At 44.8% G+C, this 19,311-nt stretch carries 20 protein-coding genes; 9 read left to right on the forward strand and 11 right to left on the reverse strand.

All coding sequences use genetic code 11. The features are described 5' to 3' along the window. Positions 1-73 precede the first annotated feature (73 nt). Positions 74-433, forward strand: a complete 360-nt coding sequence (locus SFC25_RS10220; RefSeq protein WP_095223894.1) for a winged helix-turn-helix transcriptional regulator — start codon at positions 74-76, stop codon at positions 431-433. A gap of 35 nt (positions 434-468) precedes the next feature. Here SFC25_RS10220 and ptsG read toward each other — a convergent pair whose 3' ends face one another. The 3 genes from ptsG to SFC25_RS10235 all read right to left on the reverse strand — a co-directional run bounded on the left by ptsG (position 469) and on the right by SFC25_RS10235 (position 4,178). Continuing rightward, the gene (gene ptsG, locus SFC25_RS10225; RefSeq protein WP_411215167.1) at positions 469-2,547 is read right to left on the reverse strand and encodes a glucose-specific PTS transporter subunit IIBC; all 2,079 of its coding nucleotides are present in this window, start codon (positions 2,545-2,547) and stop codon (positions 469-471) included. A 167-nt stretch (positions 2,548-2,714) separates the two neighbouring features. Next, positions 2,715-3,557, reverse strand: coding sequence for a glucose PTS transporter transcription antiterminator GlcT (gene glcT, locus SFC25_RS10230; RefSeq protein WP_411215168.1), 843 nt, complete (start codon positions 3,555-3,557; stop codon positions 2,715-2,717). A 15-nt stretch (positions 3,558-3,572) separates the two neighbouring features. Beyond that, entirely contained in the window at positions 3,573-4,178 is a 606-nt protein-coding gene (locus SFC25_RS10235) for a hypothetical protein (RefSeq protein WP_411215169.1), read from the reverse strand. 164 nt (positions 4,179-4,342) lie between these two features. Between SFC25_RS10235 and SFC25_RS10240 the strand changes: the two genes are divergently transcribed. After that, a complete protein-coding gene (locus tag SFC25_RS10240; protein ID WP_411215170.1) occupies positions 4,343-5,452 on the forward strand; it encodes an NADH-dependent flavin oxidoreductase in 1,110 nt (369 codons plus the stop codon). A 60-nt stretch (positions 5,453-5,512) separates the two neighbouring features. Further along, positions 5,513-5,863, forward strand: a complete 351-nt coding sequence (locus SFC25_RS10245; protein ID WP_411215171.1) for a DUF3846 domain-containing protein — start codon at positions 5,513-5,515, stop codon at positions 5,861-5,863. A gap of 33 nt (positions 5,864-5,896) precedes the next feature. Here SFC25_RS10245 and SFC25_RS10250 read toward each other — a convergent pair whose 3' ends face one another. From SFC25_RS10250 to SFC25_RS10260, 3 genes are all read right to left on the reverse strand, one after another. Then, complete coding sequence (locus SFC25_RS10250; RefSeq protein ID WP_411215172.1) at positions 5,897-7,072, reverse strand: aminotransferase; 1,176 nt, start codon at positions 7,070-7,072, stop codon at positions 5,897-5,899. Next, positions 7,069-7,566, reverse strand: coding sequence for an Lrp/AsnC family transcriptional regulator (locus SFC25_RS10255; RefSeq protein ID WP_411215173.1), 498 nt, complete (start codon positions 7,564-7,566; stop codon positions 7,069-7,071). Before SFC25_RS10255 ends, SFC25_RS10250 begins: the two co-directional genes overlap by 4 nt. Before the next feature lie 90 nt (positions 7,567-7,656). Beyond that, a complete protein-coding gene (locus SFC25_RS10260; RefSeq protein ID WP_411215174.1) occupies positions 7,657-9,012 on the reverse strand; it encodes a TrkH family potassium uptake protein in 1,356 nt (451 codons plus the stop codon). A gap of 131 nt (positions 9,013-9,143) precedes the next feature. On the opposite strand from SFC25_RS10260, the gene SFC25_RS10265 reads away from it, so the two are divergent. Further along, on the forward strand, positions 9,144-10,253 hold the full coding sequence (locus tag SFC25_RS10265; protein ID WP_411215175.1) for an NAD(P)/FAD-dependent oxidoreductase: 1,110 nt from the start codon (positions 9,144-9,146) through the stop codon (positions 10,251-10,253). A 13-nt stretch (positions 10,254-10,266) separates the two neighbouring features. Here SFC25_RS10265 and SFC25_RS10270 read toward each other — a convergent pair whose 3' ends face one another. Continuing rightward, positions 10,267-10,737, reverse strand: coding sequence for a GNAT family N-acetyltransferase (locus SFC25_RS10270; RefSeq protein ID WP_411215176.1), 471 nt, complete (start codon positions 10,735-10,737; stop codon positions 10,267-10,269). A 96-nt stretch (positions 10,738-10,833) separates the two neighbouring features. On the opposite strand from SFC25_RS10270, the gene SFC25_RS10275 reads away from it, so the two are divergent. The 3 genes from SFC25_RS10275 to SFC25_RS10285 all read left to right on the forward strand — a co-directional run bounded on the left by SFC25_RS10275 (position 10,834) and on the right by SFC25_RS10285 (position 12,903). Beyond that, positions 10,834-11,700 (forward strand): LysR family transcriptional regulator, encoded by an 867-nt coding sequence (locus tag SFC25_RS10275; RefSeq protein WP_411215177.1) that lies wholly within the window; start codon positions 10,834-10,836, stop codon positions 11,698-11,700. A 121-nt stretch (positions 11,701-11,821) separates the two neighbouring features. After that, a complete protein-coding gene (locus tag SFC25_RS10280) occupies positions 11,822-12,202 on the forward strand; it encodes a CidA/LrgA family protein (RefSeq protein WP_038557742.1) in 381 nt (126 codons plus the stop codon). Continuing rightward, entirely contained in the window at positions 12,199-12,903 is a 705-nt protein-coding gene (locus SFC25_RS10285) for an LrgB family protein (protein ID WP_411215178.1), read from the forward strand. Before SFC25_RS10280 ends, SFC25_RS10285 begins: the two co-directional genes overlap by 4 nt. 34 nt (positions 12,904-12,937) lie before the next feature. On the opposite strand, the gene SFC25_RS10290 is transcribed toward SFC25_RS10285, so the two are convergent. Both SFC25_RS10290 and SFC25_RS10295 read right to left on the reverse strand, forming a co-directional pair. After that, positions 12,938-13,342: a disulfide oxidoreductase gene (locus SFC25_RS10290; RefSeq protein WP_411215179.1), complete on the reverse strand. Its 405-nt coding sequence runs from the start codon at positions 13,340-13,342 to the stop codon at positions 12,938-12,940. Continuing rightward, positions 13,342-14,031 carry a DsbA family protein gene (locus SFC25_RS10295; RefSeq protein WP_411215180.1) on the reverse strand — a complete coding sequence of 230 codons (690 nt, stop codon included), beginning with the start codon at positions 14,029-14,031 and terminating at the stop codon, positions 13,342-13,344. The genes SFC25_RS10290 and SFC25_RS10295 overlap by 1 nt, the downstream gene beginning before the upstream one ends. A gap of 239 nt (positions 14,032-14,270) precedes the next feature. On the opposite strand from SFC25_RS10295, the gene SFC25_RS10300 reads away from it, so the two are divergent. Both SFC25_RS10300 and SFC25_RS10305 read left to right on the forward strand, forming a co-directional pair. Next, the gene (locus tag SFC25_RS10300; RefSeq protein WP_411215181.1) at positions 14,271-16,157 is read left to right on the forward strand and encodes an FUSC family protein; all 1,887 of its coding nucleotides are present in this window, start codon (positions 14,271-14,273) and stop codon (positions 16,155-16,157) included. A gap of 97 nt (positions 16,158-16,254) precedes the next feature. Further along, entirely contained in the window at positions 16,255-17,709 is a 1,455-nt protein-coding gene (locus SFC25_RS10305; RefSeq protein WP_411215182.1) for an NAD(P)H-binding protein, read from the forward strand. A gap of 74 nt (positions 17,710-17,783) precedes the next feature. Here SFC25_RS10305 and SFC25_RS10310 read toward each other — a convergent pair whose 3' ends face one another. Next, entirely contained in the window at positions 17,784-18,305 is a 522-nt protein-coding gene (locus tag SFC25_RS10310) for a DinB family protein (protein WP_411215183.1), read from the reverse strand. Between the two features lie 79 nt (positions 18,306-18,384). After that, entirely contained in the window at positions 18,385-19,299 is a 915-nt protein-coding gene (locus SFC25_RS10315; RefSeq protein ID WP_411215184.1) for a helix-turn-helix transcriptional regulator, read from the reverse strand. Positions 19,300-19,311 lie beyond the last annotated feature (12 nt).

Below are 19,311 nucleotides of genomic sequence, written 5' to 3' on the forward strand. Positions count from 1 at the left end.
TGGGATTCCTATTGAACAGTACGTACTTTTTTGTGCTATAGGCACCTTTTAGTACCTATAAGGAGAGAAGAAGATGCAAAAGAAATATAATATTAGTGTAGAAGCAACACTTGAGGTAATAGGCGGAAAGTGGAAAACCGTTATTCTTTGCCACCTGACACACGGAAAGAAACGGACAAGTGAACTAAAGCGGCTTATGCCGAATATCTCCCAAAAAATGCTCACCCAGCAGCTTCGGGAGTTGGAAGCTGATGGCATCATCAACCGGATTCAATACCACGAGCTGCCGCCGCGTGTCGAATACGAACTGAGCGAGTATGGCTGGAGTTTACAAGGAATACTTGATTCCTTATGCAGCTGGGGTGAATCGCATATCGTCAAGGTATATGGTAATAAAGAGGACTATCTGGAAAAGACTTATTTAAACGAATGAAAACAGCTATAGCACTGTCGCTATAGCTGTTTTTTCTATAATTTTTCGATTTTCACTTTGTTTTTCTGCTCCGCTTTTACTTTCTTTCCCTCTTGGAAGACAACTTTTTCAGCAGATCCAAGATTCGTGAACACAACCGGGGTCAGCAAGGACGGAACAAGCGATCCGATAGCTGCAAGATCAGCTTCCACTAGTTTCTGACCCGCAGTGACCCGGTCCCCTTCTTTCACAAAGACCTCGAAGCCTTCCCCCTTCAAATTCACTGTTTCCAATCCTATATGGATCAGCACCTCGCGACCATTGTCCGCCTCTAAACCAATGGCGTGCTTTGTAGGGAAAATGTTGATGACTTTTCCATTAACCGGTGACACAACAGTCCCATTGACAGGTTCGATGGCAAAGCCATCCCCCATCAATTTTTCAGAGAAGACCAGGTCCGGTACGTCCTCCAAATAACGCAGCGTTCCAGACATTGGTATGACAAAAGCATTCATTTTGGGATCATCTTGAAGCGTGTTTGACAGGATACCTTCTGCAGCAGGCGCTGCGTCCATCTGCGGACTCGAAGTTTTGCCAAGTATGATATCCTGTATCTGCTCTTTCAGCCCTTCCGATTTTGGGCCAAAGATGGCTTGCATGTTGTTGCCGACTTCCAGTACACCCGCTGCTCCTAGTTTCTTCAGTTCATTTTTATCGACTTTGCTTTTGTCATTCACTGTGACTCGAAGACGTGTCAGGCATGCATCCAAATACTTAATATTTTCTTTATTACCCATCGCTTCAAGCACGTGATATGCCAACCCTCCTGTCCGCGCATTTCTCGCATTTGTTTCTTCTTCCACTTCCCTTTCACGACCTGGCGTCATGAGATTGAATTTACGGATTGCAAATCGGAATCCGGAATAATAGATTATTGCAAAAGCCAATCCAACTGGAATAACCAGCCACCAGTCCGTTCTGTTTGGCAGGATGCCGTACAAGAAGAAATCAATGAATCCTCCAGAGAATGTCATACCAACTTTGACATCCAGCATGTACATCGTCATATAGGAGAGTCCGGCAAACACACAGTGTACAGCGTATAATAATGGCGCTACAAACAAGAAAGAGAAATCAAGTGGTTCCGTGATTCCTGTCAAGAAGCTAGTCAGTGCGGCTGAACCCATCAGCCCAGCAACAACTTTCTTCCTTTTAGGGCTTGCTTCGTGATAAATAGCCAATGCTGCCGCCGGTAAGCCGAACATCATGAATGGATATCTGCCAGTCATGAACGTACCTGCTGTCAGCTCTGCCCCGTCTCTGATTTGTGCCATGAAAATACGCTGGTCACCGCGGATTAATTCACCCGCCGTATTCGTATAGCTGAAGAATTCATACCAGAATGGTGAATAAAAAATATGATGCAGACCGAAAGGAATCAAAGCCCTCTCAATGACACCGAATATAAAAGCCGTCAGCGTCATATTGGATGAAAGCAAACCATTTGAGAAGCTATTAAACGCATGCTGGATAGGCGGCCAGATAACAAGCATTAACAAACCAAGCGCCAATGCAGCAATAGATGTCACAATTGGAACAAAACGCTTTCCGGCGAAGAATCCCAGATATTGCGGCAATTCAATCTTATAAAATCTATTGAACATAATGGCTGCCAGCACACCGACAATGATTCCGCCGAATACTCCTGTAGCCAAGGTCGGGATTCCAAGACTTGTCGTATAAGCTGGATTATTTCCAGCAAAGAATTCTGCTTGCTCCACAGCACTTTTCGGGATACTGCCATTAGCAATGAGCACCGCACTCATCGTCGCGTTCATGGTCAGATAACCAATGATGGCAGCAATACCTGCCACACCATCCCCATTCGCAAGTCCAATGGCAACGCCCACCGCAAATAGCAGCGGCAAATTATCAAACACAATGTATCCGGCACTTTGCATGACAGAAGCAATGAGCTGTACCCAAGCACTGTTCAAAATGCCGATATTCCCAATCAGATCAGGGTTTTGCAATGCATCACCCAACGCCAGCAAAATGCCGGCAGCAGGTAGTATTGCGACAGGCAGCATAAGCGCCCGGCCGATTTTCTGCAGGACACCAAAAGCATTTTTCATCTAGTATACACTCCAATTCCTCCACACCCTGATAACGCTTGCATAAAATATCAATAAAAAAGACATGAGCGATAAAGAAAGTCACACAAAAAGAATCGAGTTCTTCTTGCGCATCCTTTTATCCTCATGCCTGATCAGTTCAGTTACACGCATAAATGCAATGCACATTATAATTTATTGGTCAAACGATACAGATGCAAAGTGAGATAGACTGCCTCTGCTTCCTGTACAGGACGTTTTAACGTTTGCTGTAATATTTTGACTAGCTTCCAAGCAGTATTATAGCACAGCGGATATTCGGTTTTCAATAGATTCATGATCTTCTCGGGTTCCCGAACTTCCTCACCCCGTTTTATCCGGTCAATTGCAAAACGGAAATGACGGACAAGCCGTATATAATTGATACTTTCCCGATCGACTGTTATTGCTAAACTCGCCTCGATCACCTGAAACATTTGCGCGATCAGTCTAGTATATTGACTGAGTTCCCCTACTGGCTGATTGATGCAGGCACTGTGGATGTGCAATGTAATAAAACCAATTTCGCCTTCCGGAAGCTGGATGCCGAGACGTTCATTCAAGAGTGATACAGCTTCACTGGCCACGCTGTATTCCTTCGGATAGATGAATTTCGTTTCCACGGCAAAGGGGTTTTTGATATCCAAGCCTTGCTCCAGGCGTTTCATTGCGAAAGATAAATGATCTGTCAATCCAATATGAATATGTTCATTCATCGGCTGTCTCATTCGCTCTTCAATTAGATAAATCACGTCATTCATAACTGCAACCAGTTCTTCGTCAATATGATCCAGCATCTGTTTATAGCTGTCTTGTTCCTTTTCATCTTGAAGTACAAACAGCTTCTCGAATTCGCCTTCCTCCAGCTTACTTCCTGATTTCTTGCCAAAACCGACGCCTTTACCGATCAGGACGACTTCTTTTGCTTCCTCATTTTCGGCTATCAGTACATTATTATTCAATATTTTTTGGACAGAAAAGGATTTCCCCATAGACTATCTCCTTTTTTATTCATACCGCCATTGTAATAGATAATTAGTCCTTTGTGTAACTTTTTTGAATCCGCTTTCTTTCCTACATAGAAAAAGCGTATAGCTATTTTCTGCTATACACTTCTTTATACTGGCTCTGGAACGGAAGTATGCAATAATAAATCCGCAAAATTTACGCGTTAGCGGCAAAGCATCGTCCAAGCTGCGGGAAGTACCATATGCATAAAGGAAAGGACTATGCTTCTTTTTCCTGATTGCAACCCGGCAGCTCGCTTCTTTGTATTTCTCCCGCACATCCATACATGCAAGCAGCTGGTCGAATGTCAGAATTGCGATTTCCCCTCCGAGAAGATCTTTTTTACTGCAAATCAGTACAAAAAGCTGGTGCCGCTCTTCCTCAGTCCATTGCAGCAGACGCTCGCGTTCCTCATTCGAAAAGCGAAAATTCCACGTATTAGTGGAGCTTGTTGCGTATTTGGAGTACACTTTCATCCGATTCGATCCTGTTTCCAGCTGATAAACCCGTCTTTCCTTACTTTCTTCAATAAGTGCAGGTACAATCTGCATGGATACCAGCTTGGAAAGGAAGGCACCATAATAGTAATCATATTTGTTCAACATACCATCGTTGCTCCCGTCTTTGTTGTTCCAACAGTATAGCATGGCCTGCGTTACTTTTGCAGATAGCTGTTACAAATAATAACCCGCTTACGAATGAGCATTTTGTTTGCTACCTTTTTCACAAGTCTCTAGAATAAAGTCCATACAAAGGAGGAATAATTCCCATGAATGAAAAATACGCTTCTCTTTTTGAGAGTTTAACTTTACCAAATGGTGTTACGTTAAAAAACCGTTTCGTACTTGCTCCAATGACACATTACTCTTCCAATCCTGATGGTACGATTTCTGATCAGGAACTTCCATATATCGCGCAGCGTTCCAAGGATATCGGCTTGGTCATCACTGCTGCATCCAATGTATCTGACAGCGGGAAAGCATTCCCAGGACAGCCTTCTGTTGCCCACGATACAGACATTCCTGGCTTGAAAAAGCAGGCAGACACAATCAAGGCAGAAGGAGCCAAAGCTATCATTCAGATCCACCACGGCGGACGTGAAGCAGTTGGTGATCTTGTGCCTAATGGAGACGTTGTTGCTCCTAGCGCTGTTGAAAAAGAAGGTGCAGCTACTCCGCGCGCATTGGAAACGGCTGAGGTACAGCAAATCATAGAAGATTTCGGTGAAGCTGCCCGCCGCGCTATCGAAGCGGGCTTTGATGGTGTAGAGATCCATGGTGCAAATGGCTATATCATTCAGCAGTTCTTCTCTCCATTCTCCAATCGCCGTGATGATGAATGGGGCGAGCGTTTGCGCTTCCCATTAGCTGTTATCGATAAAGTGAAGGAAACTGTAGAAAAACATGGTTCCAAAGACTTTATCATTGGCTACCGCTTCTCTCCAGAAGAACCGGAAACACCTGGATTGACAATGAAAGAAACATTCGAATTAATTGATGCACTTGTAGAAAAACCTTTGGATTATCTGCATGTATCTTTGATGGACTTCCACTCCACAGCACGACGCGGAGCAGATACAAATGCGAAACGCATCGATTTGATCAAAGAGCGAATCAATGACAGAATTCCATTGATTGGTGTTGGATCCTTGTACTCCGCCGAAGACGTAGCTGCAGCGAAGGCAACTGGTGTTCCATTGATTGCATTGGGCCGTGAATTGCTGATCGATCCGGAATTCGCAACGAAGCTTAAAGAAGGACGCGAAGACGAAATCATCCGTTTGATCGACCCTGCCCGCGAAGACCACCATGGCATTCCAGATCCGCTTTGGAATATCATCCTGCAAACAAAAGGCTGGGTTCCGACAAAAGCAGAGTAATAGCGAAGCGCATCCTATTATGCTTTAATGGAATAAAAGCGTTCGAAGGAGAGAGCCCACATGGCAAAAATATCAGCATTAGTACTAAAACCAGAAAGAGACTTTGCAGTGAAGTCCGTACCATCAGACCCGCAAGGCATTCAGAAGTTTGTCGGCGGTTCCCCTATCATGACACGATTGGTTGACGGTATTGTCGTCGTCAGCAACGAAAGTGCTACGGAAAAAGATCCTTTGAACTTTACTATTTTCCAGCGTCACAATGACCATGTTCATGAACTAGGCAAACTATATGGCGATGCTGTATTTGCAGCAGAATCTGATAAAGGATTGACTAGCCTCGACAAGGACCAAAAACAAGTTGTTAAAGACTGGTTCCAGTTTGGCCGGGATAGACTTCTATTGAACGAATAAACGAAAAGACCCTCTCATACGAGAGGGTCTTTTTTATGCTTGCTGTTTTTCAACAAAACGTTTGATCCGTTTCATCGCTTCTGTCAGCTGCTTCATCGATGTTGCATAAGAACAGCGAATATAGCCTTCTCCGCTGTCCCCGAATACACTTCCAGGTACGACAGCAACCTTTTCTTCAATCAGCAAGGCTTCAGCAAAGGCTTCGGAACTCATTCCCGTTTCTTTGATGGATGGGAAGATATAGAAAGCTCCGCCTGGTTTGTTCGTCATCAAGCCCATTTCCTCGAAAGCTGACGTAACAAAGTTCCGGCGCTGGCGATAGCTTTTTTTCATATGTTCTACACTGGCAGATCCGCTGCGCAGCGCTTCGACCGCACCATATTGGGCCATCGTCGGTGCACACATAATGGTATACTGATGAATCTTTGTCATTGCCTGGATCAGTTCCGCAGGCCCTGCAGCGTAACCGAGACGCCAGCCTGTCATCGCAAATGACTTAGAAAATCCAGAAATGAGGATAGTGCGATCCTGCATATTCGGTAAGCTGGAGAAACTCACGTAATCAGCTTCATAGCTTAGCTCTGCATATATTTCATCAGATAGGACGAGCAGGTCATGTGCTTCTATAAGCTCTGCAATCGGCAGCAGCTCCTCCCTGTTCAGCATCGTCCCAGTCGGGTTATTCGGATTACATAGGATGATTGCCTTAGTTTTTGGTGTAACAGCACTCCCTAATTCTTCCGGCTGCAGCTTAAAGCCATTCTCTGCTTTCGTCCCGACAGAGACTGGTACTCCCCCTGCCAATGAAACAGCTGAAGCATAAGCAACAAAACATGGCTCGACAATGATAACCTCATCACCCGGGTTAAGGATAGCCCGCAGCGCAATATCGATCGCCTGGCTGGCTCCAACCGTAACAATTACTTGATCCGCAGGACGGTAAGTCACTGCGTATGTTGATTTCAGATAATCCGAAATCAGTTCACGCAGCTCCATCAGTCCAGCATTTGCGGTGTAAGCTGTATACCCTTGCTCTAGCGAGTGATAGCTTGCTTCAATTACATTCCATGGTGTAACGAAGTCTGGTTCCCCAACTCCCAAGGAGATGACATTCTCCATGGTAGAAGCTAAGTCAAAGAAACGGCGGATACCAGATGGTTTTAAAGCATCGACGTGCTCCGCAATGAAACGGCTTGTATCCAGACTCATGGACTCACCGGCATTCTGCGATCATTATCGTCATCCTCACCGAAGATGATGCCATCATGCTTATACTTTTTGAGGATGAAGTGCGTAGTCGTTGAAATAACTGTATCTAAAGTAGATAGTTTTTCTGATACAAAGCGCGCCACCTGTGACATCGTCTTTCCTTCCACTGACACAGACAAATCGTATGCACCTGACATCAAATAAACGGCTTTCACTTCTGGGAAACGATAAATACGCTCTGCTACATCGTCGAAACCTTTACCGCGTACAGGTGTTACCTTTACATCAATCATGGCAGTGACACCTTCGTAACCACGCACTTCTGTCCAGTCGATCAAAGTTGAATAACCATGAACAATCTGCATTTCCTCGAATTTACGAATAGCTGCTTCTACTTCATCAACGGACAGCTCTACCATCCGCGCTATCATATGTACATCCATTCTTCCGTTTTTTTCTAATAGCTCTAATATTTCTATCTCTTTCTTATTCAAGTCTGTCACTCCTCTAACACCTTAATGATGTAGTTCTATTTTATCTGAAAACAAAGAATTGAGAAACCGAAAACGGATACAACAGCTATATTAACCGATGATGATTCGTTCCTCCGGATTCCGAACGGCAGTCTTCCTGATTCGGAAAGCTAGCGCGAATGCGATAGTAATCGGCCCAACACGACCCATGAACATGAGAAGGGAAAGAAGCATCTTACCTGGTTCTGAAAGGTCCGGCGTCAGTCCAAGTGTCATCCCAACCGTCCCAAAAGCTGAAATCACTTCGAATGCAATATAATTGAGTGCAGCGCTTTTTTCCGTGATAGAAAGCAAAAACACGAATAGCGATACGAGAAGGACAGAATATGTCGTGATCGAAAATGCCCGGAACACTAAGTCCCCAGGTATCCGCCGATTTCTGATATTCACTTCCTGCTTCCCTTTTATCAGTGCCCATACCGCAAACAGCAATATGGCAAATGTAGTGACTTTTATGCCCCCTGCAGTTCCTCCAGTTCCGCCGCCGATAAACATAAGCGCCATTGTAACCAGCTGTGACCCCAATGTCAGATCAGCTGTATTCAGCGAGTTGAAACCAGCAGTCCTCGGAACTACACCATGGAAATAGGAAGCCAGTAGTTTATCATTCCATGCCAGATGTCCGATAGTGGCTGGATTACCATACTCCAATAGAAAAATTAATAGCGTCCCGCCTGCGACAAGTACAGCAGACATCCAAAGAACAACTTTAGTATGAAGTGTCAGCCGTTTCCCTTTTTTCTTCTGGATGACATCAGCTACGACGATGAAGCCGATTCCACCTAATATCAGAAGAATTGTCAACGTAAGATTGACTATTGGATCACCAACATAGGCAGTCATGCTGCTGAAATCCCCCATTATATCAAATCCGGCATTATTAAATGCAGATATTGAATGAAAAAGTCCGTAATAAAAAGATCTCGGATATCCAAATTCACTTCCCCAGTGAAGCCCGAGGATAAGCGTTCCAATCACCTCACAAATGACAGTGAATAAGAGAACAAACCGTACCATCCGGACAATACCTTCGTACGAACTCTGATTGAGTGATTCTTTGACTAAATGCCGCTCCTCAAAGCTTATATTGCGGCGGAGCAGCATTGCGATGAATACTGTGAGCGTCATGAATCCTAATCCGCCTATCTGGATAAGACATAACAGTACAATTTGGCCAAATAAAGTAAAGGTGGTCTGTGTATCAACTACTACCAGCCCTGTTACACAAACAGCTGAAGTTGCTTCGAATAACGCATCAATAAAAGAAAGATGGTGCCGATCCGCTGTCGCCATCGGAAGCATCAGAAGAAACGTCCCCAATGCGATTAATGCGAGAAATCCCAGCGCAAAGAATTGCGGCGGATTGATTTTTATACGGTGATACAGCTTTCTGCTTCTAGTCGCCATGTCTATACAAGTCCTTTAATGGTATTTTATGTTACATCTCACTTCTACTATCTATCATTCGATTATAATACTGAAAAAAGGGTGAATATGCTATGGTATATTGTAGCTAAATAAAGAAAAGGATGTTCGACATGCATATAGCAATTATAGGTGCAGGAATAGCAGGATCTGTTACCGCTTATAAACTTGCCAAAGCCGGCATACAGGTAACCGTGATCGATCGTTTTGATAAAGGACAAGCAACGGATGCAGCAGCAGGAATCGTCTGTCCGTGGCTCTCCCAGCGGCGCAACAAAGATTGGTATCAGCTGGCCAAAGGCGGTGCTCGCTATTACCCGGAAATTATTGAAGAACTTCGGCTTGATGGTGAAGAGGAAACAGGCTATGCCCGTGTAGGCGCCTTGAGCTTGCACCAGGATCACAAGAAATTAGAAGCAATGCAGAAGCGGGCAGAAAAACGCAGGGACGATGCCCCGGAAATGGGCACTATCAGCCTGTTGGAGGAAAACAATGTCCGCCAGCTCTTCCCCCTGATCGCACCAGGGTTTGGAGCCGTGCACGTCAGCGGAGCTGCTCGTGTTGACGGAAGAGCATTACGCGATAGCTTGCATCGGGCTGCCAAAAAATACAATGCACGTTTTGTTTCAGGCGAAGCTCGCCTTTTGATGAAAGAAGGGCAAATCGCCGTCACAGCCGGCGATGAAGAATGGACACCTGATCAGGTTGTAGTCACCGCTGGAGCATGGGCTAAGGAACTGTTGGAACCGTTAGGCTATTCACTGCAAGTCAGCTTCCAAAAAGCACAAATTTGTCATTTAAAGCTGGATGCTGCTCAAACCGAGGAATGGCCAGTCATTATACCGCCTGCTGATCAATACCTGCTTGCTTTTCCAGACGGCAGGATGGTAGCTGGCGCAACACACGAGAATGATGCAGAGATGGATACATCAATCACCGCTGGCGGCGTGCATGAGGTACTAAGCAAGGCCCTGCAGCTTGCACCTGCATTAGCTGATGCTGTATTGGCTGAGACCCGGGTTGGATTCCGGCCATTCACTCCCGGCTTTTTGCCGGTATTCGGCCGCCTTTCAAAGCATCAAAATCTTTATGTAATGAATGGACTGGGCGCATCAGGTCTTACAATGGGGCCATTTGTCGCCTCTCAGCTCACGAAGTTGATACTAGGACAAGAAACCGATATCGACATTTCTGCTTATAATCCGCTAGGTGCGCTATTATAAAGTAAGCCCATGGTCAGCATGGGCTCTTTGTCATAATCAGGAACAGCAAGCCATCAGACTCCCGATTAAATCGATTGATTTCCCGGAAGCCGGCCTTTTCATAAAGGTGGACAGCACGTTCATTGAAGGCAGCTACCGTAAGCCGGTATTGATTCTGCTGGATATTCTTCTTGGTCCACTCCAAAATTTCACTGAAAAACTGCGAACCTCGCCCTTGTCCGGTCATTTCAGGTGCCATTCCGACTCCGATATCCAAATAGGAATGGTCACTATAGTCACCGCCAAGTACCCGTGCATCATCTCCAACACAGAAATAGCCAAGCAGACTCCCATTTTCGTAGACTCCATAATAGTCGCCAACCATAAGCATCATGACTGCGCCTTCCGTATAGGTGAGGTTATAGAGGTCGTAAGGCGGGGAATAGCGCCAATGCAATACTGCATACGCATCATCTGCTGTTAATGATTTTATCTCATATCCCATCAAAAGGACTCCTTCTATCATTTGTTGCTTGTATTATAGCATTTTCCATCTAGAGAGAAATGGGTATACTTGAACTTAAGAAAGGAAGGTATCATTATGGAATTGCGACAGCTACGCTATCTGATCGAAATAGTGAAACAGAAAAGGCTGACAAAAGCAGCAGAAAGCCTGCATGTATCTCAGCCTGCTCTCAGTAAAACGATCAAGAGTTTGGAAGAAGAACTCGGGATTACTTTATTTAAACGCACAAACAAATCCACCACTTTGACCGATGCCGGAAGAGTGGTTTATACCTATGGGCAGCAAGTGCTTGCGCAATTGGACGAAATGCAAACGACACTCCAAGATCTTACCGATTTGAGGCAAGGGGCTGTCACGATCGGGATTCCGCCGATTATCGGGAGTCTCTTCTTTCCGAAGGTAATGGCTCGCTTCCACCAGACCTATCCGAATGTCACAATCAATATTACCGAATACGGGGCTGCCCGTGTCGTAAAGGCAGTAGATGAAGGGGAATTTGAACTAGGCGTTGCTGTTTTGCCCCTTGACGAAACAGAGTTCAATTATTACCCGATTGTGGAGGAGGACATGAAGCTGATGGTGCATCGCGATCATCCCCTTGCTGACCGGGAATTAGTTGAACTGAAGGAATTGAAGGATGAAGATTTCATTTTCTATAATGAGGAATTTGCTTTACATGATATTATGCGAAAACGCTGCATCGAGGAAGGCTTCGAGCCAAATATCCTCTTCAAGAGCGCACAGTGGGATTTCATCAGTGAAATGGTCGCTGCTAACCTAGGCGTCAGCCTGCTTCCTGAATCCATTTGTAACCGTACCTATAATGCTGATATCCGCATTATTGATTTAACACCTTCCATTCCATGGAACCTGGCTATCATTACAAAAAAAGACAAATATATCTCCTACGCTGGAAGACGTTTCATTGAGTTCTTCCTTTGATTCAATATAACTTTAAGTTATACACAATATAATATATATGTATTTTACGAATACGTGAGACCGCAGTATGATGGAGTTATCAATAATAGTTATGGATAACTTTCTGTTAGGAGGAAGAATCATGGTACGAAAAACGATTACCATGCTTTCTCAGCTAGCGATCATTCACGTATTTTATTTTGCCGGTGTCGGCTTAGCACATATATTATCTCTTCCGGTACCAGGCTCCATCGTAGGTCTGGTCTTGTTATTACTAAGCTTATTTGCAGGCATTGTCAAACTGGAATGGATCGAGAAAGCAGGGGGCTGGCTGTTGGCTGAACTTCTGCTTTTCTTTGTCCCATCTGCTGTCGGTATCCTGAATTATAAAGAGATATTGAACTGGCAAGGTTTGGAGACTGTGCTGCTTATACTCATCAGCACTTTCATCGTGATGGCCGCTACTGGATTCACTGCTGAGAAGCTGTATAGAAGAAAAAGAAAAGGAGGACACACACAATGACTACCGCACTTATTATTTTAATCGGCACCATTGTAACCTACGTCATCTACCGCGCCTCAAAAGTTGTGTATAAGAAATGGTCCATGCCATTCTTCCACCCGCTGCTGCTGTGTCCTTTGATTCTAATCGGTATTATCCAGCTGGCTCATTTAGAGCCAAGTGAATACGCGTTATCTTCCAGTCTTTGGACACATATGCTCGGACCAGCCACTGTTGCCTTTGCTATTCCAATCTATAAGCATGCTCCCCTGTTGCGGAAGAATATCATGATCATTCTGACGAGCATCGCAGCCGGCACATTGGTAGCAATCGGTTCTTCCCTGCTTTTGAGTCTTGTCATGCGATTCAATGGTGATTTGCTGATCAGTATCCTGCCACGGTCCATCACAACACCAATTGCCATTGAAGTTTCGAAAACAATTGGCGGTCTGCCGACCCTGACGACTGTCTTCGTTATCGTGACTGGTGTTACAGGCGGTATCATCGGCCCTTATGTTATTCGGCTTATGGCATTAAAATCGCCTGTTGCCCGCGGCTTGGCACTTGGAATGGGAGCTCACGGTGTTGGTACCAATAAAGCCATGGAATATGGGGAACAAGAAGGTACATTCTCGACTATCGGTATGATCATGGCTGCCGGTATGACATTGATTTGGGGAGGCTTGCTTATTCCTTCCTTATTGAACATCACCATCCTATGAAAAAAGCATTTGCCAGAAATGGCAAATGCTTTTCTTATGCATGTTTTTTACGAAGAACGAACATGCAAACTGTGATAATGACGAAAGCGGTGAAAGCCAGCAGCGGAATCGTGATGAATCCGAGCCAGTTGATATAGTGGCCTGAGCACGGCACACCGCTGGAACAAAGGCTTGCCCCTTCTAAAGCAGGCACCTTCTGATGCAAGTAATGATAGCCAGAGATTACTATTCCGAGAATACTAAGCGGCAGTACATACTTATAGATTCGAACATCATTCTTATAAAATGCTATTCCCAGTATGATGGCCAGCGGATACATAAGAATGCGCTGGTACCAGCATAGTGTACAAGGTACGAATTTCATGATTTCACTGAAATAGAGACTGCCCAGCATTGCGATGACTGCAGTTATCCAGGCAAATAACAGACTCTTATTCATTAGTTCGCCTCCTGCGTTTCCTCATCCACCATATCGATCAAGTCGTTCATATCTTGACCTTCGAATAGTTTTCCATTGACGAAGATAGTAGGTGTACCTTGCACACCAAGCTCATCTGCAAGTTCCGTATCTGTCGAAACAGCATCATCGGTTCCATTGTTGTACACTTGCAGTACTTCTTCCGCTTCTTCATCGCTGACTACTTCACGAAGCTTGTCCATCAGGAAATCATCAGTAAAGCTAGTATTCAAATCTTCTGCAAAGAGAACGTCATGGAATTTCCAGAATCCATCATCTCCAAGCACTTGGTAAACTGCCTCACTGAATTCTGCACCCTTCTCAGAATCTGCATTGATGATTGGCATATTCATGAAATAGAAGCTAGCCTTGCCAGTTTCGATCAATTCCTGATCAATTACCGGGAAATTATTATGATGGAACTCTTGGCAGTGGATACATTTGTAATCGCCAAATTCAACTATTTTAACCGGGGCATTTTCATCACCGAGGAAAGGCTGACTGCTGTAGTCGATGTCTTGCGCCTCATCACTGGACGACCCTGTATAATTATTAATGAGGACCAGTGCTACTACTAAAAGGACAATCGCCAAGACAACCCAAACAATGACCTTGGATGCTTTAGAAGCAGCTCCTGATGTATTGCCTGAGGATTTTTTCTTTTTTGCCATCTCACTATCGCTCCTTTATTACCGAAATAAGATGATAGATTTCTTCTATCACATAACATCATAACATTAAATAGTAAAAATGGATGCCTTGCAACAAATTTGATTACAGGTATTTTATGTACAAGCTGCCGGTTAAATACTTCACCCGTTTGAATTAGTTTGTGAATTGCATTACAATATAATAGTTCTGATTATGACCTTTTTTTATGGGTATCATGGAAAGAAAAGAAGGGATTTACTTGAAGGATTATCATTTACCACAAGCACCTGCACGGCTTAGTCTGCGTGATGCATTACGTATCAGATCCGCTGCCTATCCTTGGAATCGGGCAATCGGATCGGGTCTTGCCACATGTCTGCCGATATTGATTGGTTTTCTGCTGGGTGACATCATCCATGGATTTTCAGCCGCGCTCGGTGCTTTCACATTCTTATATATAGGAGCAGAAACGTATAAACAACGAGCCAAGAAGCTTGCTGCGGTTGCTATCTCGCTTACTGCTGCCATGGTGCTTGGTACATTGCTTGCTCCTTATACACTCATACTCTCTATAGTCGCTGGTATCATCGGTTTACTTGCTTTTTACGTCCTGAACACCTTGCAGCTTCTCATACCGGGTCCGATGTTCTTCGTTTTGATATTCTGCATGGCAACAGGGCTGCCCCTAGATCCGCAGAGTGCGTGGGAACGAGGATTATACGTCCTGCTCGGAGGAGCACTCTCCTGGCTGCTTGCCATGGCAAGCTGGCTCTGGACCAAAAAGAACCATGAAAAACAAGTTCTTATCAAATCTTACAGACAGCTTATGGCAATGATGCAATCTATTGGAACACCAGCTTTCTACCAGATGCAGCATCTTACTGTCCTGACGTTAAGACAAGCCGATCGTATCATCTATGCGTCTAAAAGGCAGCCATCGATGCTGCGTTCACACGAGCTGGCAGCAGATATTTTCTATACATTGACACAGCTCAATAATGAAAGCCTCAGCACAGATTTGCGAAATTCCCTAGAGAAGCAGCTGAATGCGGTAATTGATGCACTCGAAGACGCAAAAGGCAACTGGCCTGCATATACAAAGTCGGAACAGACAGTAGTCCATAACCTCCAGCTTGAATTGGAACAGGCATATGACCTTGCTTCAAAAGCAACTGCGGAGGAATCAATCCGGGTTGAGACAGAATCCGCATGGACTGTGCTTCGGAATGGTATTTCACGTAAAAATATCACTGTCCGGCACGCCTTATTCTACGGACTGTTTATTATGATTGCTTCGCTTTTGGCGCATACTTTGGGATTCAACCGGCCATACTGGGTGCCTGTAGCTTGTGCAGCTGTACTAATCGGCGCCAACACGACGCTCACTATCCATCGGGCAATCCAACGCTCACTCGGCACCATTGTCGGTACCGTAATAGGCGGACTGATTTTGTCACTGGAACCGTCCGGCTTTTACTTGATCCTTGTTGTCGGTCTGCTGCAGCTCTGCGTGGAACTGGTGATTGTACGAAATTACGTTTTTGCTAATATGTTCATTGCTCCCCTCGTCCTTGTCCTAGTAGAGACAATGAACCCAGGCAATACTGTCAGCTATTTCGTAACAGCAAGGGTTGTCGATACCGTTGTCGGAAGCTTGATCGCCATTTTGGCTGTCTTACTTCTATGGCGAGGTATCCATACGCGGTTCCTCCCGATCATATTGAAAGAAACGGTCGTTAATATGCAGGAGCTGCTCCGTGCAATTCATTCAAATGATCACGAAAATAAACATATAAAGAAATTGATGAACAGCTTGATTGAATTACGGGCTGCATATGATCGAAGCCTTGGCGATTTCTCGTCTTCCCAGCAGCAGGCAGAGGTTTTATGGCCAGCTATCATGCACACTCAGCATGCAGGCTACCTTCTATTGTCCTTCCGAAAGAACAAAGATAAGTTATCGGAAACACAATATGATGCGATCCAAAACCAGCTTGGCGGCATATTGACCAGTCTTACTACACGACAGCCAGTATCCTTTAAAAATTATGATGAGCTCGATTTACAGCAGGAGCTGAACCAGCTCCACTCTGCTCTCCAACAGCTCTATAAATCAAATGACATAGTTAAACTTGCACCGAATTGACCTTCTCTTACTACAGAGAAGGTTTTTTGTGTTACACAGACGAGAAAGAAGGGTACGATTAAACACAAAGAAATCAGCAGACAGGAGCTGTATGAACATGCGGACAGAAGAGAAAAAACGGCCGGTTGTCGCTTTAACAGGAGCAAGCGGCTACATAGGCAGTCATTTATTGGATAAATTGAAAGAGCGCTTTGACATTATCGCCCTATCACGAAGCGGTGACAAACGGGAAAATACAGAACAGGTTACATGGCGGTCTTGCGATTTATTTTCCCAGATTGATACCGAAAAAGGTCTGCAGGGAGCCGATATTGCCGTCTATCTCGTTCACTCGATGAGCCCTTCTGCCAAACTCACGCAGGCGAGATTTGAAGACATGGATGTCATTCTGGCCGATAATTTTGCTCAATCCGCGAAAAAAAACGGTGTGAAGCAAATTGTTTATTTAAGCGGTATCATCCCGCCCGAGGAGAAATTATCCCGCCATCTTCACAGCCGATTGGAAGTAGAAAAAATCCTTGGATCTTACGGCGTCCCAGTTACGACAGTCCGAGCAGGATTGATCGTCGGTCCAAAGGGTTCGTCTTTCCCGATTGCTGAAAAATTAGTCAAGCGTCTGCCAGTCATGGTCTTGCCAAGCTGGACAAGGACAAAAACACACCCAATAGCACTTGCCGATGTACTGACTGCCTTACAAAAAAGTGTTGGAAATAAAGATGTTGCTGATATGGCCATTGACGTCGGCGGTCCAGAAGTCATGACTTATAAAGAAATGCTGGAACACCTTGCCGGCGTGATGGGTAAGAAGCTCCGCAGCTTCAATGTGCCATTCCCGACCGTCATGCTCTCCCGTCTATGGGTAAAACTTATCAGCGGTATGCCGAAAGAAACAGTCTACCCACTGATCGAGAGCCTGTCACATCCAATGGTTGCACAGCCTTCTCACTATATAGAAGGCATCAGTAATGGCCAGATCACTTTTGACGAAGCGGCCAGAACAGCAATGGAGGAAGAGCAGCAAAGCAAGGATTCCAAGAATAGCAAAAAGCCGACGCTCCCTTCCCCTCCGCCTCGTCAGGACGTGCGTTCTGTGCAGCGCATGCCGCTGCCATCAGGAAGGGACGCTGGCTGGGCAGCAAAGCATTACATGAGCTGGGTATCCGAGTCCCTGCGGCCTTTCGTTCGGACAGAGGTTGATGATCAGCTTAATTGTAAAATCTACCTGACATTCACCAAGCAGCCATTGCTGATACTTTCTTACGCCAAAGAAAGAAGTACAGCCCATCGCGCATTGTATTACATTACAGGCGGCTTGTTCGCGAATGTAAAGGAAAGCCAGCGGGGCCGCATTGAGTTTCGGCAAATTCCAGGAAAACAGGAAATGGTTGTGGCCATTCACGAATACTTGCCGTCCCTGCCTTGGTTTGTCTATAAATATACCCAAGCGCCTATTCATATGCTTGTGATGTTCTTGTACCGGAAGCACCTCGAGCGGCTGATCCGTAATAAAAGTCCTGGCATCCAGATTCCACAGCTTGTGAAACAGCATTAAAAAGGCAGCGCCTAATGCGCTGCCAAAAATCATTGAAAAGCTGATTACCGGCGTATCAACATGAAAAATCCATTTCAGTGATCATCAGAGTCCCCTGCATCCTGATACCAGAACAGTGAATAGTCGTTCATAGTAGAGGCGTGCCCCAACTGGCGCAGCATTGCAGAAACATTGCCCCGGTGATAGGTACCGTGATTGACTACATGCAGTACAATTTTCGATAACTGAATATTTCGCGTTCCAACATATGGGTTCTCAAGCAGAATATTTCGATCCAAATCGTCCTGGCCTTGTAACCATACTTTGTATTTCTCTGATAACTGTGCAAAGCTGTTTGCGAAATTCTCTGCAGAATACAGGAGAGTCTCCTTTTCTAGAGGCATGCACATTTCCACAGCATCCTGCATATGGACACCAGTTAAAACCTTATACCAGACACTTTCTACTGCATAGATATGACCAAACGCTTGGGCGATAGTCGGAAACGAGGTGTTCACTTCTTCTCGCAGAACCGTTGCCGGGAGCTCCTTGATCCGATTAAAGAGGGTTTGATTGGCCCAAGAATGGTAGATATACATTTGTTCAGGATGATTCATTCGTATCGACTCCTTTTGTAATAACAGATTTAGGTTGTTTCTGACCACATTATAAAAAAAGAAGTATGACAGCAGTCTGTCATACTTCTTCATAAAGTTTAATTGTATTTTGCAATTTCTCTTTTAAAATAACCCGTAAGTCTAATGGCTCCAGCACCTCAGCACCGCTGCTGAAGCTCAGCAGAATTGACCATAACCATCGCGCTTTCAGAGGTTCATGAACAGGGATCCGCATCGTCATGCTGCCATCATCATGAAATTGTTTATCAACCTGATGAAAGTGATCCAGCGCTTCCGCCAATGCCTCCTGTCTAACATTTATTACCACATCAGAAATCTTATCTCTCCACACACTATCAGAAGAATCCTTTTCCTTAATTTCGTCATGCGGGAGAAATGTTTCCAGTGTCAAAGACAAGTTCAAGACTCGGGACAATCGAAACTCCCTATACCCATGTCGTTTTCGGCAAAATCCATTTAGATACCAATTGCCATATTTATAATGAAGCTGTAATGGTTCCACCTCACGTGTGGAACGTTTATTCTCTGCATTAATATAACTAAAGCGAATAACCCTTTGTTCCGTGATGCCAGATCGCAATTGACGAAGTGTTTCCGGCTCCGTCCGATAGCTTTGAAAGTCTATCGATATATCCGGGTTTTTATGGTCTGCCCCAATTGATTGCAGGCGTTCGATGGTGCTCTGCGCACGCTCATCTTCAAACAAAGAGGCAAGGCTGCGAAGCACTGTGATCAAATAATCAACATCGTATGATCCAAGCAAGGTTCTGTCCATCTTGTACCCGTCGATTATGCCATAGCCACCATTATGTCCCTGATACGATATGACAGGTATACCTGCAGCACAAATCACATCTATATCACGATAGATTGTTCTTGGAGAAACTTGGAACTCCTTAGCAAGAACAGAAGCAGACAGGACCTCGTGGTTCAAAAGTTTGTAGATTATAGAAATCAAACGCTCCAATTTCATAAGATTGTCACC

The sequence above is a fragment of the Terribacillus saccharophilus genome (assembly GCF_046592595.1).
Classification (GTDB): domain Bacteria; phylum Bacillota; class Bacilli; order Bacillales; family Amphibacillaceae; genus Terribacillus; species Terribacillus saccharophilus_C.